At 67.7% G+C, this 15,933-nt stretch carries 11 protein-coding genes; 3 read left to right on the top strand and 8 right to left on the bottom strand.

The features are described from left to right. Positions 1 to 18 precede the first annotated feature (18 nt). Both H4W30_RS19930 and H4W30_RS19925 read right to left on the bottom strand, forming a co-directional pair. Positions 19 to 714 (bottom strand): glycoside hydrolase family 12 protein, encoded by a 696-nt coding sequence (locus tag H4W30_RS19930; protein WP_192744253.1) that lies wholly within the window; start codon positions 712 to 714, stop codon positions 19 to 21. A 38-nt stretch (positions 715 to 752) separates the two neighbouring features. Continuing rightward, positions 753 to 3,740 (bottom strand): glycoside hydrolase family 3 protein, encoded by a 2,988-nt coding sequence (locus H4W30_RS19925; protein WP_225949780.1) that lies wholly within the window; start codon positions 3,738 to 3,740, stop codon positions 753 to 755. 215 nt (positions 3,741 to 3,955) lie between these two features. Here H4W30_RS19925 and H4W30_RS19920 point away from each other — a divergent pair, with 215 nt between their 5' ends. Both H4W30_RS19920 and H4W30_RS19915 read left to right on the top strand, forming a co-directional pair. After that, positions 3,956 to 6,184 (top strand): glycoside hydrolase family 3 C-terminal domain-containing protein, encoded by a 2,229-nt coding sequence (locus H4W30_RS19920; RefSeq protein ID WP_192744252.1) that lies wholly within the window; start codon positions 3,956 to 3,958, stop codon positions 6,182 to 6,184. After that, a complete protein-coding gene (locus H4W30_RS19915) occupies positions 6,184 to 7,194 on the top strand; it encodes a LacI family DNA-binding transcriptional regulator (RefSeq protein ID WP_192744251.1) in 1,011 nt (336 codons plus the stop codon). The genes H4W30_RS19920 and H4W30_RS19915 overlap by 1 nt, the downstream gene beginning before the upstream one ends. A 91-nt stretch (positions 7,195 to 7,285) precedes the next feature. Here H4W30_RS19915 and yicI read toward each other — a convergent pair whose 3' ends face one another. From yicI to H4W30_RS19890, 5 genes are all read right to left on the bottom strand, one after another. Continuing rightward, positions 7,286 to 9,571, bottom strand: a complete 2,286-nt coding sequence (yicI, locus tag H4W30_RS19910; RefSeq protein ID WP_192744250.1) for an alpha-xylosidase — start codon at positions 9,569 to 9,571, stop codon at positions 7,286 to 7,288. After that, on the bottom strand, positions 9,568 to 10,380 hold the full coding sequence (locus H4W30_RS19905; protein WP_318780628.1) for a carbohydrate ABC transporter permease: 813 nt from the start codon (positions 10,378 to 10,380) through the stop codon (positions 9,568 to 9,570). The genes yicI and H4W30_RS19905 overlap by 4 nt, the downstream gene beginning before the upstream one ends. Continuing rightward, complete coding sequence (locus H4W30_RS19900; RefSeq protein WP_192744249.1) at positions 10,377 to 11,261, bottom strand: carbohydrate ABC transporter permease; 885 nt, start codon at positions 11,259 to 11,261, stop codon at positions 10,377 to 10,379. Before H4W30_RS19900 ends, H4W30_RS19905 begins: the two co-directional genes overlap by 4 nt. Next, positions 11,258 to 12,535, bottom strand: a complete 1,278-nt coding sequence (locus H4W30_RS19895; RefSeq protein ID WP_192744248.1) for an ABC transporter substrate-binding protein — start codon at positions 12,533 to 12,535, stop codon at positions 11,258 to 11,260. The genes H4W30_RS19900 and H4W30_RS19895 overlap by 4 nt, the downstream gene beginning before the upstream one ends. A 285-nt stretch (positions 12,536 to 12,820) precedes the next feature. After that, on the bottom strand, positions 12,821 to 13,996 hold the full coding sequence (locus H4W30_RS19890; protein WP_192744247.1) for a carboxylesterase family protein: 1,176 nt from the start codon (positions 13,994 to 13,996) through the stop codon (positions 12,821 to 12,823). A gap of 26 nt (positions 13,997 to 14,022) precedes the next feature. Here H4W30_RS19890 and H4W30_RS19885 point away from each other — a divergent pair, with 26 nt between their 5' ends. Further along, a complete protein-coding gene (locus tag H4W30_RS19885) occupies positions 14,023 to 14,946 on the top strand; it encodes a LysR substrate-binding domain-containing protein (protein WP_126733025.1) in 924 nt (307 codons plus the stop codon). On the opposite strand, the gene H4W30_RS19880 is transcribed toward H4W30_RS19885, so the two are convergent. After that, complete coding sequence (locus H4W30_RS19880) at positions 14,943 to 15,932, bottom strand: amidohydrolase family protein (protein WP_192744246.1); 990 nt, start codon at positions 15,930 to 15,932, stop codon at positions 14,943 to 14,945. The genes H4W30_RS19885 and H4W30_RS19880 overlap by 4 nt on opposite strands. Between the last annotated feature and the right edge of the window lies 1 nt (position 15,933).

Raw genomic sequence — 15,933 nt, 5'->3', positions numbered from 1 at the left:
GCCGCCACCGGCAACCGGTCAGGAGGCCGAAACCGAATAACTGTTCGCCGAGAAGTTCATCCCGCCGCTCGACGACGTGATCTCGAAACCGAACTGCACCTCACCGACCGTCACATCGCCGTACCACCCGCGATTCTTGATCCAGTTCAGCACGGCGAGCACATCGACCGAACCCGCGTTCGTGTTGGAGGTACGCAGGAACGAGAACACCGCGTTGGCACCGTTGCTCCCCCGGTAGACGTCCCAGGTGTGGCCGCCGACCGACACCGTGGTCTCCTTCGAACCGATCGCGCCCACGGCGCCCTGCTTGTTCATCCAGAGCATGATCTCGTAGGCGTTGTTGTTCGCCCAGATGTCGTACGCCGTCGCGTAGGCGCCGCCACCCGGCCGGGAGACGTTGAAACTGCTGGAAAGGCTCCGCAGTCCGCTCAGCTGGCGGCCGACGTTCTTCGCCGAATGCGGATACGACTTCACCCCACCGGTGTTCGGATGGTCCGCCCAGACGCCGAAGTTGCTGTAGGAGTTCGCCCAGATCGACTGCGGTCCCGCGCCGCCGCCCCAGACGTTGTTGCGGACGGTGTAGCCGCCGTTCGACCAGGTCCCCCACTTGTCCGAAGAGCTCCAGGTGGCGGCCTGCGCCGTCCCTCCCAACGCCAGGACGGCGACCAACGCCACGACGACACCGCTCATCAAGGATCGTGCTTGCCTACGCATAGCCGGGTTCCTTCCGTGTCTTTTCACCAAATGGACCGCTATCGCAGAGAGAACGTGCTGATTCTCGAATCGGAGGTGAAGACGAGATAGACGTCGTGCCGCCCACTCGGTCCGGACACCGTCGCGCTGGTGGTCGAGTACGTGTACTTGTCGCCGGTACTGGCGATCCGCGCGGTTCCGATGAGTCTGCCGTGCGGGCCGCCGAGCCGGATTTCCACAGTGGACGTTCCAGGTTCGGCACGAGCCGTTCTGGCGGTGAACGTCCGCACCCCGGCACGGAAGTCCACGTCGCTGAAGCGCAGCCAGTCTCCCGCGCCGACACCGACCGCGTCCCCGCGGGCTTTGCTCTCGTCGACCAGTTCGACACCCGAGTAGTCGTCGAAGTCGATCGCCCTGGTGTCCCGGGACAGATCGCGCGGCGGGATCTGCTCGCCACGTACGGGCAGCGCCGAGCGTAGCCGGATGTCACCGGCGGACGCACCGACCATCACCTCGTGGACGGACGATTCCAGCACCCATCTCCCCCGGGTGACGTCCCAGTGCCGGAGGTCGGGCACCGACAGGCGCACCGTCTTGGTCTGCCCCGGCTCCAGGCGCACCCGCTCGAAGTCGCGGAGGCGCTGATTCGGCTGCTTGTCCCGGGAGACGAGCTGATGGGTGTAGAGCTGCACCACCTCGTCACCGGCACGTTTCCCGGTATTGGTCACCTTCACCGTCGCTTCGAACGTCCCTTGTGGACCCGGTTTGCCGAGCCGCAGGTCGTTGTAGCGGAAGTTCGTGTACGACAGGCCGTGACCGAAGGCGTAGAGCGGATCACCGGTGAAGTACTGATAGGTGCTGCCGCGTTTCATGATGTCGTAGTCGAGGATGTCCGGGAGCTCGGCGTCCGAGCGGTACCACGTCTGGGTGAGACGGCCCGCCGGGTTGACGTCGCCGTACAGCACGTCGGCCAGGGCGTTGCCGGTCTCCTGGCCGGCGTGCGAGGTCCACACGATCGCCGGGATGTTCTCCTGCTCCCAGTTCAAGGTCGTGGGATAGCTGTTCTCGACCACCACGACGGTGTTCGGATTCGCCGCGCGCACGGCCTTGATCAGCTCGCTCTGGCTTCCCGCCAGCGCCGTCGAGGTGCGATCGTGGTCTTCCCTGCCGTTGATGAACGGCATGCTGCCCACGACCACGACCGCCGTTTCGGCCGATCGTGCCACCTGCACCGCGCTGTCGATCCCGGACGTGATCCGCTCCTTGCGGAACTTCGTCGCTCCCGCCGCGTTCGGCGAGCCCAGGGTCAGCGTGCCGTCGGCGGCGACGGTGAGGTAGCTGTTCGGCCCGTCCCAGTCGTTCGGGAGTTCGTAACCGGCGTACCTGATCACGACCGTGCCGTCACCGGCGTCCTCGAGTTTGAACTGCTGCTGGACGAACCAGTCCCGCGGCTGCGGTGCCTGGTTGAGGAACGGGCTGGTGGCGTCGGCGAGGTTCTGCCGCTCGACGTACTTCCCGTTCGCCACGCTGCGCAAGGTCAGCACACCGTCGCCCCACTCGAAGGCGTCGAACTGCTCCGTGGCCCCGGCAATGGTGGCGCCCGTCTTGAGCACCGCTCCCGCATCGCCCGCGCCGCCGCCGAGGTATTTGCCGGTGGCGGCATCGCGCAAGGCGATCCTGTCCACGGCCTCGGTGTCGGTGACCTGTGCCCCGCCGCCGAGCCGCGCGCGGATCCCGTCCGCCGGGGTGACCTTGTACGGCAGTCCGCCGGAGTACCAGTCGGTGTACAGGGTCTTGCCCAGCGGCCCGATGACCGCCACTCCGCGCTTCGGGTCCAGCGGCAGGGCGCCGCGGTCGTTCTTCAGCAGCACCATGGCTTCGCCCGCCGTCTTGCGGGCGAGCTGCCGATGCGCCGGGCTGTTGACCACGTCTTTGCCGATCCTGGCGTACGGGCCGCCGTCCGGGTCGAAGTCGCCGAGCCGGAAGCGGACGCTCAGGACGTGCTTCACCGCCCTGTCGATGTCGGCCTCGGCGAGCAACCCCTTCGCCAGCGCGGACGTGATGATCTTGATGGTCGGGCCGGGGTTCTGGTTGTCGACGGTGAAGCCGTCGAGACCGGCCTTGAGGGTGGCCGCGAAGCCTTCCTCGTTGGTCGCGTAGTACTTCTCGGAACCTGTCAGGTTGTACGGGGCGGAGGCGTCGCTGACGTTGTAGAGCGTCTTGCCGGTCCAGGTCCGCACGACGTCGTTCAGGTCGGGGTTCACCGTCGCGGGCCGCCCGTTGACGAGGTTGTACGACCCCATCACACCGGTCGCCGCGTCGGCCGCGATGGCCGGCCGGAACGCCTGCTCGTCGTACTCCCGCAACACTCGCGGGCGCAGGTTGGACGACGTGGTGTCGCGGCGGATCTCGTTGTTGTTGGCCAAATAGTGCTTCAGCACCGGTGCGGTCTTGAGGTATTGAGGATGATCACCGCTCATCCCCTTGCCGTACGCCGTCGAGATCGCCCCGGTCAGCAGGGGATCTTCGGAGTAGCCCTCCTCGTTGCGCCCCCATCGCGGATCACGCAGCAGGTTCACCACCGGCGCCCACAGCTGGAGACCCCAGAATCCGGGATCCTGCGAGTGGTAGCCCCGCGCTTCGTCACCGACGACCGCGCCGACCTGCTTGATCAACGCCGGGTCCCAGGTCGAAGCGAGCCCGATCGCCTGGGGGAAGACCGTCGCGTTCGCGGTCACCACGGCGCCGTTCGTGCGCTCCGTCGTCCAGCCGAGGCCGTGGAGCGCCTCGGTTCCCGTCTTGAATTCGGGGATGCCCAGCCGCGGGATCGCCGGCTGGAACTGGTGCAGCAACGACACCTTCTCCGGGAGGGTCAGCCGGCGCACCAGATCGTCCACCCGCGTGGTCAGCGGAAGGCCAGGATCTCGGAACGGAAGGGCGTCCAGCTCGTCCGCGACCGCGGGTGAGGCGAGACCCAGCATCAGGGCGACCGTCATGGTGAACATGCCCAGCCGGCGCGGGCGGACTTGGCGAGCGGCTCTGCTCATGAAGACTCCATCGCGAGTAATCGAAGCGCTTCGACGAAACGGGCGGCGATATTCGGAGGGGTTCGAGCGGTGGTGATCGAGCGAGAGATTCGATTGTCGAAACGATTCGACAGTCGCGTTACGGCGATGTTAGCGGACAGGACACGGCGAGACAATGTTCTCGTCCGTCTGGCAGTCTCGAACACAGTGGACAGTTCCCAGCGGAAGGAATCCCGTTGACCTCGCAGAACGAACCCACCGGCCTCACGCTCGAACAGAAGGCCTCGCTGCTGTCCGGCCGCGACTTCTGGCACACCGAGGCGATCGAGGCCGCGGGGATCCCGTCGATCATGCTGTCCGACGGCCCGCACGGCCTCCGGCGGCAGGACAGCGAGGCCGACAATCTCGGCGTGCACGACAGCGTGTCCGCCACCTGCTTCCCGCCGTCGGTCGCAGTGGGTTCCAGTTGGGATCCCGACGTCGCCGCGCGGATCGGTGCCGCCATCGGCAGGGAAGCCCGCGCGGCCGGGGTGTCGGTGGTGCTCGGCCCCGGCGTGAACATCAAACGGTCCCCGTTGTGCGGCCGCAACTTCGAGTACTACTCCGAAGACCCGTTGCTGAGCGGGGTGCTCGCCAGCGCCTACGTGCGGGCCATGCAGGCCGAAGGCGTGGGCGCGTCGCTGAAGCATTTCGCGGCCAACAACCAGGAGACCGACCGGATGCGGGTCAGTGCGGAGGTCGACGAACGGACCCTGCGCGAGATCTACTTCCCGGCGTTCGAGCGGGTCGTGACCGAAGCACAGCCGGCGACGGTGATGTGCTCGTACAACCGGGTGAATGGCGTCTACGCCGCCCAGAACCGCCGTCTGCTCACCGATGTTCTGCGTGACGAATGGGGTTTCGACGGTGCGGTCGTGTCGGACTGGGGTGCGGTGAACGACCGGGTCGCCGCGCTCGCGGCCGGGCTGGACCTGGAGATGCCGGGCACCGGCGGCAGCGGCGACGCCGAGATCGTGGCGGCCGTCCGAAGCGGGGAATTGGACGAAGGCGTCGTCGACCGGAGTGTCCGCCGCCTTCTCGCCCTCGTCGACCGGACGACGCCTGCGGGTGGCCACATCGATCCCGACGAGCAACACCGGCTGGCGAAAGAGGTCGCCGCCGACTGCGCCGTCCTGCTGAAGAACGACCGCGACACGTTGCCCCTGACGACGCGGTCGGCGGTGGCGGTCGTCGGCGAGTTCGCCGCGAATCCCCGTTTCCAGGGCGGCGGCAGCTCTCACGTCAATCCGACCCGGGTCGACACCGCGCTAGACGCGATCCGCGCACTCGGGGAATCCGTGACCTACGCGAGCGGACTGGCCGACAACGCCGTCGAGATCGCTCGTGAGGCCGACGTCGCGGTGATCTTCGCGGGTCTGGGCGAACGGGACGAATCCGAGGGCTTCGACCGGGACACCATCGATCTCCCCGCGGCGCAGGTCGAGCTCATCAAGGCGGTCGCGGCGGCAAGCAGTCGCACCGTGGTCGTCCTTTCCCACGGCGGCGTGGTGTCGCTGGAGGGATGGCACGACGACGTCGACGCCATCCTCGACGGCTGGCTCCTGGGGCAAGCCGGCGGCAGTGCGCTCGCCGATCTCCTCTTCGGAGTCACCAGCCCGTCGGGGCATCTCGCCGAGAGCATTCCGTTGCGTTTGCAGGACAACCCCAGCTATCTCAACTTCCCTGGCGAGGCGGGCCACGTCCGGTATGGCGAGGGGGTCATGGTCGGCTATCGCTACTACGAAACTGCCGAGGTCGCGGTCCGCTACCCATTCGGCCACGGCCTGTCCTACACGACCTTCGAGACCGCCGGCCTGACGGTCACGGCGACGGGCGACGACACCGCCACGGTCGCGGTGAACGTCACCAACACCGGAACCCGCGCCGGCAAACACGTCGTCCAGGTCTACGTTGCCACCGACGCCGCTCCCGTTCGCAGCCCGGCACGGGAGCTCCGCGCGTTCACCAAGATCTCCCTCGAACCGGGCGAGACCCGGCGGGTCGAGCTCACCCTCGATCGCCGCGCTTTCGCCTGGTACGACATCGGACTGAGCCGTTGGGTGGTCTCACCCGGCGGCTACACCGTCCAAATCGGTGAGAGCGCCGCGCGGATCGTCGCCGAAGCGGCCATCACGCTGGCCGGCGACGTCATCATCCCGGTCCTGTCGATCGACTCGACGGTCGAGGAGTGGTTCGGTCACCCGATCGTGGGTCCGGAGCTCGGTGAGTTGCTCGCCGGCGAGGGCGACCGGGCTGAGAGCAGCGCGGACTGGATGCGCATGGTCGCTTCGATGCCGATGCGCCAGTTCACCAAACTCATGGCCTACCGCGGTGTCTCGCTGCCCACCGACGCCTTGCCCCGATTGATCGAGCTGAGCAAGGACGGAGCCCGTCGAATCGATTCGACGGGCACTATCATCGGCTGATGGTCACCATCGCAGACGTCGCCCGGGCGGCCGGGGTCTCCCCCAGCACCGTGTCCTATGTGCTGTCCGGGCGGCGTTCGATCTCGGAGGACACCCGCCGCCGGGTCCAGCACAGCATCACCGAACTCGGCTACCACCCGAACGCGGGCGCCCGCGCGCTGGCCAGCAGCCGCACCAACGTGCTGGCGCTCGTCGTCCCGCTGCGGACGGACCTGAACGTCCCGGTGGTCATGCAGTTCGTCGCGGCCACCGTCACCGAGGCACGCACGTACGACCACGACGTGCTCCTGCTGACCAAGAACGAAGGCCCGGACGGACTGCGCCGGATCGCCGCGTCCGCCATCGCGGACGCGCTGATCGTCATGGACGTCGAGACCTCCGAGCCCCGCCTACCGGTGCTGAGATCCTTGCACCGGCCGGTGGTGCTGATCGGCGTCCCCTCCGACCCCGGCGACCTGACCTGCGTCGACCTCGACTTCACCGCCGCCGGCTCCGCGAGCGTCACGCATCTGGCCGATCTCGGTCATCGCGAGATCGCGCTGATCGGCCCTTCCCCGGCGGTCTACAAACGCGGCACGAGCTACGCGGGACGCTTCCTGCGCGGGTTCCGCCAGACGGCCACGAAACGCAAGGTGCGCGCCGGCTCGTTCCCGTGCGCGCCTTCCTACGACGCGCTACGTGCCTGCCTCGACGACGTGTTCGCCCGACATCCCGGCGTCACCGGGCTGGTCGTGCACAACGAGGCCATCCTCGGCCCGTTGCTGTCCGAACTGAACCGCCGCGGCAAGCAGGTACCTCAGGACATCTCGGTACTAGCCGTATGCCCGGAGGACATGGCCGAGGCACAGTCGATCCAGCTCACGTCGATCGCCATCCCCGCCGCGGAACTCGGCAGTCTTGCCGTCGAGATGGCGATGCGCCGCCTCGACGACGGAGGCCAGGCCGAGGTCCGGCTGCTGTCACCCCGGCTGACCGAACGGGGCAGCACGGGCCCGGCACCTTCTCATTGAGGGGTAACCCAAGGTGGTCGCCTACCGCCGGCAGGGGTCGCGAAAGCCACTTTCGGGACGTCTGGTGTCCCGAAAGTGGCTTTCGCGACACTCAGGCGGGCGCCCCAGATGCCCCAGCGCGGCCTTCCGCCGGGGAGACAGCGCCGCGGATCGTCAACGCGCCTCCCGTCGCCACGATCGTCTCGTGACCCGCGGGAAAGGTCACCTGCCAGCCATCAGGCGCGGAGTCGACGTCGATGTGGACGCGCTCGCCCTCCCTGCGCGTGCGGAACGTCGAGCCACCGACGGTGGTGGTGATCCTGGCGCCGTCTTCGAGCCGGTACAGCTGTAGCGTGACGCCGTCGGCGTAGTCGTAATCCGGCCGGTCGTCGACGGCACCCAGCGGCAGGACGGTGTTGGGGCGCACGAGCAGCGGGACGGTGAGCATGTCGCAGACCGTGGTCACCCACCGCGGCCCCTGGATCTCGTCGCCGGTGAAGAAGTCGGTCCACACGCCGTCCGGGACGTAGTAGGTCACTTCGCCCTCGTCCGAGAACACCGGTGCCACCAGGAGCGAGTCGCCGAGCATGTACTGCCGCTCGAGGTGGGCGCACGCCGGATCGGCGGGGAACTCCAGCGCCATCGCCCGCATCATCGGAGTGCCCTCGGCCGCCGCCTGTTCCGCCGCTTGCCACAGGTACGGCATCAGCCGTGCCTTGAGCTTGGAGAACACCCGCAGGACGTCGACGGCCTCCTCGTCGAACAGCCAGGGCACCCGGTAGGACGAACTGCCGTGCAACCTGCTGTGCGAGGACAGCATCCCGAACGCGATCCAGCGTTTGAACAGCGCCGGATCCGGGGTGCCCTCGAAGCCGCCGATGTCGTGGCTCCAGTACCCGAAACCGGACAGGCCCAGGGAAAGGCCGCCACGCAGGCTCTCGGCCATCGACTCGTACGTCGACTCGCAGTCGCCGCCCCAATGCACCGGGAACTGCTGCGACCCGGCGGTCGCCGAGCGCGCGAACACGACCGCTTCACCCTCCCCGCGCCGTTCGCGGAGCACGTCGAACACCGTCTTGTTGTAGAGATAGGTGTAGTAGTTGTGCATGCGCTCGGGGTCCGACCCGTCGAAGTAGACGACGTCCGTCGGCACCCGCTCGCCGAAGTCGGTCTTGAAACAGTCCACGCCTTGTTCGAGCAGAGCGTCCAATTTGGACGCGTACCACGTGCGCGCCGCGGGGTTGGTGAAGTCGACCAGCGCCATTCCCGGCTGCCAGAGATCCCACTGCCACACGTCGCCGTTCGGTTTCCGCAGCAGGTATCCGCCCTCGACACCTTCCGCGAACAGCGGCGACCGTTGCGCCACGTACGGGTTGATCCACACCGAGATCCGCAGGTCCCGCGCCTTCAGCCGCTCCAGCATGCCGACGGGGTCCGGGAAGGTCCGCGGATCCCATTCGAAGTCGCACCAGTTGAATTCGCGCATCCAGAAGCAGTCGAAATGGAACACGCTCAGCGGCAGATCGCGTTCGATCATGCCGTCGACGAATCCCGAGACGGTCTCCTCGTCATAGGAGGTGGTGAACGACGTCGACAGCCACAGCCCGAAGGACCACGCGGGCGGGAGCGCCGGTCTGCCGGTCAGCGCCGTGTACTTGCGCAGAATCTCCTTCGGGCTCGGGCCGTAGATCACGTAGTACTCCAGGGACTGGCCGACGACGCTGAACTGCACCCGCGACACCGCTTCGGAGGCGACCTCGAAGGACACATGCCCCGGATGGTCGACGAACACGCCGTAACCGGCGTTGGTCAGATAGAACGGGACGTTCTTGTAGGCCTGTTCGCTGCTCGTGCCGGCGTCGGCGTTCCAGATGTCGACGACCTGCCCGTTGCGCACCAAGGGCCCGAACCGTTCACCGAGCCCGTAGACCTGCGTCCCCACGGAAAGGTCCAGCTGGTCGCGGACATGGTGCTCGCCGTCGAGGCTCATGAAGCCCATGCCCTTGGCCCCGCTGGTGGTGAGCGTCTTGCCGTCCGCGAGGAAGTCGACCTTCCACCCGTCGCCGCGATGCAGCCGGACCGACAACGCGCCCGCGGTGAGCGTGTGCCCGTCCTCGGAGACCTTCGCCTCCTCGTCGACGGTCGCCAGCTCGAAGCGGGGTTCTCGCAGCAGCCCGCCCTCGAAATGCGTGACGCTCACCCCGATCACGTCCGGCATCGGCGAGGAGAACCCGACCGTCGCCACCGGCCCCTTCAACAGGTCGCCGCGATGGCGGATGCGATGGGTCGGCGCGTGCACCACGATCCGCCCGTCCCCCGCGGTGAGGTCGTACACCTCCACCGGATGCGCCGCCTGTACCCCGTCGCGCAGCAGCCAATAGCCGTTGCTGAACTTCATTTGACCGCCCCTGCCGTGATGCCACGTGTCAACGTCCGCTGGAAGATCAGGAAGAAGGCGATCGCCGGGATGACCCCGAGCAACGCCGAGGCACTGGTCACGGTCGCGTCCATCATCCGCTGGCCCTGCAGCACACCCAGCGCGACCGGGACGGTCTGGGTGTCGTTGGAGATGAGCAGGATCAGCGGCAGGAAGAACTCGTTCCACGTCCAGATGAAGAAGAACACGAACAGCACGCCGAGGGTCGGCCTGCTGATCGGCACCACGACGCGCACCAGGGTCTGCCATTTGTTCGCGCCGTCGAGATAGGCGGCCTCGAGCAGTTCGTGCGGGAACCCGACGTACGTCGAGGACAGCAGATAGGTGCCGAACGCGGCCTGGATGATCGTGAAGATGATGATCACGCCGAGCTGAGTGTCGTAGAGACCGGTTTCGTTGGCGAGGAAGTACAGCGGGTACGCCAGCGCTTCCTGCGGCAGCGTGTTCGCGATGAGGAAGGCGACCAGGATCCACGTCCGGCCGCGGACGCGCCCGATGCCCAGCGCGTAGGCGTTCAGCACCGAGATCACCACCGCGAGCACCGCGACCGAACCGCTGATCACGACGCTGTTGAGCAGTTTCTGCCCGAACCCGACCCGGACCCAGAAGTCGATCAGCCCTTGCAGGTACACCCCGTCCGGAAAGGACAATGGGCCGTCCGCCGCGTATTCGGCCGGGGTTTTCAGCGCGTTCAGCGCCACGACCAGGAACGGCGCCAGCATCACGACCGCGAGAACGATCAACGACCAGAGCGTCAGATGCCGTTTCACGCCTGCTCACCCCGCTTCTGGGCCCGGAGGAACACCGTGGTGAGCACGAGGATCAGCACCGTGAGCACGGTCGCGATCGCCGCGCCGTAGCCGACCTGCGTCTTCTCGAAGAAGTTCTGGAACGAGTAGTACGAGGGCACGTTGGTGGACCCTCCCGGGCCTCCCCTGGTCAGCACGTAGATCGGCCCGAACACCTTCAGCGCGGCGATCGTGCAGGTCAGCAGGACCACGAAGACCTCGGGCCGCAGCTGTGGCACGGTCACATGCCAGAACCGGCCCCACCACGACGCCCCGTCCAGCTCCGCCGCCTCGTGCAGTGAGGGGTCGGCACGCTGCATCCCGGCCATGAAGATCACCACCGGATAGCCGACCTGGATCCACACCATCACGCCCATCACGCTCCACAGCGCGAGATCCGGGTCGCCCAGCCAGTTCTGGGCGAGCGAGCCGAGCCCGACGGCGGAGAGGAGTTCGTTCACCGCGCCCTCGGGCGCGAGTATCCAGCTCCAGACGATGCCGGCGACCGCGATCGGCAGCACCTGGGGCAGGTAGACGCAGGCTCGCAGCACGCTGGCCGCCCGCGTCCCGAACCGTTTGGCCACGAAATCGAACAGCGCGGCCGCGATCACCAGCCCGGCCACGGTCGGCACGACGGCCATCGCCACCACCAGCCCGAGGTTGTGGCGGAACGACGCCCAGAAGACGTCGTCCGCGAACAACCGCCGGTAGTTCTCCAGTCCTGTCCACTTCGGATCGCCGGCGCCGGACCACTGGGTGAAGCTGATGCCGATGTTCATCGCGAACGGCACCAGGATCACCGCGATCAGCAGCAGCGCGCCGGGGATCAGGAAGAGCAGGTAGTTTCCCCGTCCCCTGGTCATTTGCCCACGTTCGCCAGATTCTCCTCGTACGGCTTGGCGAGCTCGTCGAGCACCTGCGACGGCTGGGCGCTCGAGGTGATGAGCTTCTGCGTCGCCGAGACGTGGACGTCGTAGTACCCGGGCGCGGGCCAGTCCGGATAGAACGCCAGCTTGTCCTGTGTGGACAGAGTGGTGAAGTCCTCCACCAGATCCTTAAGCCGTGGCTCGGCCGGCGGCGTGGGGCTGTTCACCACCGGGACACCGCCTGCCTCACGGAGCTTGTCCTGGATGGGCTGGGACATCGTGATCGCGATGAAGTCCAGTGCGAGGTCGCGGTTCTTCGCTCCCTTGGGGATGACCCACATGTTGCCCGCCGACCCCGAGGTCATCCCCGGCCACGGCACGGAACCCCACTGGAAGTCCTTGATGCTCTGCACCAGCCTGCCGTACCACCAGCTGCCGCTGATCATGATCGGATACTTGCCCTGCATGAACGACATGCCCATGGCCTCGGCGTCGACGCCGGCGGCATCCTTGCTGACGTAGCCCTTCCGCACCCAGTCGGCGAAGGTTGTCGCGCCGTAGGTCCACGCGGCATCGTGGAAGTCCACCTTGCCGGTGTAGCGCTGGTAGCGGTCCACCCAGCCGCGGTCGGCCTTGGTGAGGGTGAGCTGGTACAGGACCTGATGCGCCGGGTACTCCGAGCCGCCGACGGCCAGCGGGGTGACCCCGGCACCGGCGAATTTGGCCATGGCCGCGGTCAGCTGTTCGATGGTCCGCGGCTCTTCGAGACCCTGCTGGGCGAACATGTCCTTGTTGTAGAAGATCTTCACGTACTCGGCATAGTTCGGGACGCCGTACCAGTTGCCGGATCCCATCACGCCGTTCTCGTCGTAACGAGCGGTGGTCTGGAGCGCCGGAGTGAGCTGCTTGTCCCAGCCGCGTTTGCTGACCTCTTCGCTGATGTCGGTCAGCAGTCCCTGCTTGGACAGCAGTCCCGCGGTGGCGTTCCCCTTGTTGTACTCCAGGATGTCCGGCGCGTCGCCCGAATTGAGCACCATCGGCGCCGTCTTCTGGATCTGCTCGAACCCCTTCTCCTCGAAGGCGACCTTGACACCGGGATGGCTCGCCTCGAACTGCTTGATCGCCTCGGCCCAGGCCACGCCCATCGCGCTGTCCGGTGCCTCGTAGTGCCACAACTTCAGGGTTTTCGGGTCACCACTGCCGGATCCGGACCCGCAGCCCGCGACGGCCAGCACAGCGACCATCGCGGCGGCCAGTACTCGCTTCGACATCAGAGGTCCCTCCAGAGAAGTCGGTGATACCCGCCGGCCATCGTGGCCTCCTTCGGAATCCGCGGTGACCCGAACTGTCGAAGCGCTTCGATGGACACGATAGGACCGCGCGCCCGGTCAGCACAACGTCTTGACCGGGCGCGCTCCCACCTCTACTGTCAGGGCCTTTTCAGCAGACCTGTGCGTGTGCTTGGAGGCGTAACTCGCGTGTCTGGAGGCGTAACTCGCGTGCTTCGAGGCGTAACTCGCGAGTTACGCTTCCAATCACGCGAGTTACGCCTTCAATCACGCGTGTTCGGCGTTGAACGTGATGGGGTGGTCCGCGACCGGCGTGGGGTCGAGGGTGCCGGCGCGGGCGAAGGTCGCCCAGACTGCGCGGAGGGCGGCGCCGAAGGCGTCGACCTCGGGCCACGGCACCTTGCCGAGCATCGGGCTGTCCTGCCAGGCCTGCTGGGTGCCGAGCAGCAGCGGCAGTTCCAGGCAGTGGGTGGCGCCGAATTCCGACCCTTCGGGCCGCCAGTCGAGCCGGTACGACCAGACGTTGGCGCGGGCCGAGCGCAAGCGGTCGCCGAAAGCGGCCAGCGGTTCGACGTAGATCTCGTCGGTGCCCGCGGCGCCGGGGAACGCGGTCATGTCGTCGGCGTTCCAGCCGTACAGCACGTCGAGGTCGCGCACGTTGTCCGCGAAGGACGCCTTGTCCAGCGTGTCCACCGGAACGAACGCCGGTTCCATCGGGTCGCCGGTGAGCCGCAGGTTCGTCAGCGCGGTCTCCTTGTGCGCGGCCAGGATTTCCGTGATGCCGGCGGTGTGCAGGTCGGTACCGAGCGCATCGGCGAACACCTGGCCGAGTTTCGCCGCGTGCTCGGGCCGCCGGGTGGCGAGGCCGAGCGGCGCGCTCTGCAGGATCGCCCGCCGGAACAGGCCGCGCGCCTCGGGCAGGTCCATCAGGAGCCGGATGGAGATGCCGCCCGCCGACTGCCCGGCGACCGTCACGTTGTCCGGGTCGCCGCCGTAGGCCGCGATGTTGGCCCGCACCCAGCGCAGCGCTTCGAGCTGGTCGGCCAGCCCGAGGTTGCCGGGGCTGACGCCGTCCAGGTACAGGTAGCCGAGCGCGCCGAGCCGGTAGTTGACGCCGACCACCACCATGTCGCCTTCGGCCGCCAGCGCGCCGCCGTCGTACCAGTCGAACAAGCCGCCACCACTGGAGAAGCCGCCGCCGTGCAACCACACCAGCACCGGCCTCCGTCCGTCATCCAGGCCCGGAGTGGTGACCGTCAGGTTGAGACAGTCCTCGCCCTGCGGGAGGCGATCGCGCGGCGGCCCCATCACGCGGTCCAGCCGGGACGGCGGTTGCGGGCTGATCTCCCCGCTGGACGCCGTCCGCTCCGAAACGGCGACAGGCAGGGCGAACCGTGCCGCTGTGGCATAGCGGATCGGTCCGGTTCGGACAATCGTGGTCATACGCACCTCGCGGGTAGGATCGGCGGGTGATCTTGCCTCGCCTGCTGGACGGCCGACTGAAGTTCCGCCACCTCGTCCTGCTCGACGCGCTGGCCAGGCAGGGCACCGTGGTCGGGGCCGCCGCCGAACTGCACGTGACGCAGCCGGTGGCGACCCGAAGTCTGCACGAACTCGAAGAGATCCTCGACGTGCGGTTGTTCGAACGCGGCCCGCGCGGCATCACCCCGACCGTGTTCGGCGAGGCGTTCACCGGGCATGCCCGCGCGGTGCTCGCCCAGCTCGAACAGGCCGGGCGGCACGTCGCCGAGCTGGCCGACGCCGAACGCGGCACGGTGGTGGTCGGCACGCACCTCGCGGGGTCGAACATGCTGCTGCCGCGCGCGATCGCGGCGATCAAGACCGAGCGGCCGTACCTGACCATCGTCGTCCGGGAGGGTTCTCCCGAAGCCCTGCTGGTCGAGCTGGAGGCGGGCCGGGTCGACCTGATCATCGGCAGGCTGACAGCGCCTTCGGACGAGCGGATCGAACGGCGCAAGCTGTACGACGAGTCGGTGGATCTGGTGGTGCGCAACGCGCATCCGCTGGCGGGCGCGACCGGCGTCGAGCTCGCCGATCTCGCGGAGTATCCGTGGATCCTGCCCGGCGCGGAGACCGCGCTGCGCCGCGAGCTGGAGCAGTTGTTCACGCGCAACGGCTTCCCGCTGCCCGCGAACCGGGTGGAGACCACCTCGTTCCTCACCGTGCGGCAGTTGCTGCTGGAGACCGACGTGATCGCCGCGCTGCCGAGCCTGATCACCAAGGACGATCCGAGGATCACCAGGGTCTCGCTGGCGCTGGAACCCATCGGGCACAGCGTCGGGCTCACCCTGCCCGCCCAGCGCACGCTCAGCCCGTCGGTGGACGCGCTGATCCGCAGCCTGACCGACGTCGCCACCGGAATGTCGCATTAGGACAGGAACCGCTCGGCGTTTTCACGGGTGATCAGCCGCCGCTCGGTCTCGCTCAGGAAGGCGCTCTTGCGCACCACCTCGCCGACCGGACGTTCGCCGAGCGGGTACGGGTAGTCGCTGCCGACCATCACCCGCTCGGCGCCGAGCGTGTCCACGAGCAGCCGCAGCGCCCGCTCGTCGAAGACCACCGAGTCGACGTGGAACCGGTCGAGGTAATGCGACGGCGGGAACTCCGAGGTGCCGATGACGTCGTTGCGCCGATGCCAGGCGTTCTCCATCCGGCCGAGCCAGAACGCGAACGACCCGCCGCCGTGGGCGAAGCAGATCTTCAGGCTCGGGTCGATCCGGTCGAAGACGCCGCCGAGCACCAGCGCCAAGATCGACAGATGCGTTTCGGCGGGCATCGCGGTCAGCCACCGCGCCATCCACCGATCCAGCCGGGGTGAATCGGCCATGTCCCACGGGTGCACGAACACCGGAACCCCGAGAGACGCGCAGTGCTGCAGGAAGGTCTCCACCCCGGCGCTGTCGAGGTCCTGGTCACCGACGTGGTTGCCGATCTCCACCCCGCGATGCCCCGCGGCAAGGCAGCGTTCCAGTTCACGGCACGCCGCGTCGGTGTCCTGCAACGGGACCTGGCAGAACGGAATCAGCCGGTCCGGCGCCGGCGCGACGATCTCCAGCGCCAGGTCGTTGAAGATCCGGGCGATCCGGCCCGCCTGCTCGGCGGTCCGGCCGTAGTTGAAGAAGGCGGGCGTCGGGGAGACCACCTGGGTGTGCACGCCGTCGGCGTCCATGTCCAGCAGCCGGGTCTCCGCGTTCCAGCAGTCCGCGCCGATCCGGCGGAACTCCTTCTCCCCCATCATGATCATCGCCTCGGACTCGGTCTCCGCACGCAGCCACGGCGCGTCCGGCCCGGCGTCCGCGCGCAGATCCGGCCAGCCGTTCGGCACGTAATGCGTGTGGATGTCGATCAGGCCGGTCATC

This window comes from Amycolatopsis roodepoortensis (assembly GCF_014873915.1).
Taxonomy (GTDB): Bacteria; Actinomycetota; Actinomycetes; order Mycobacteriales; family Pseudonocardiaceae; genus Amycolatopsis; species Amycolatopsis roodepoortensis.
Note: the sequence above shows the minus strand (reverse complement) of the source record. Positions and strands in the feature narration are given on the sequence as shown.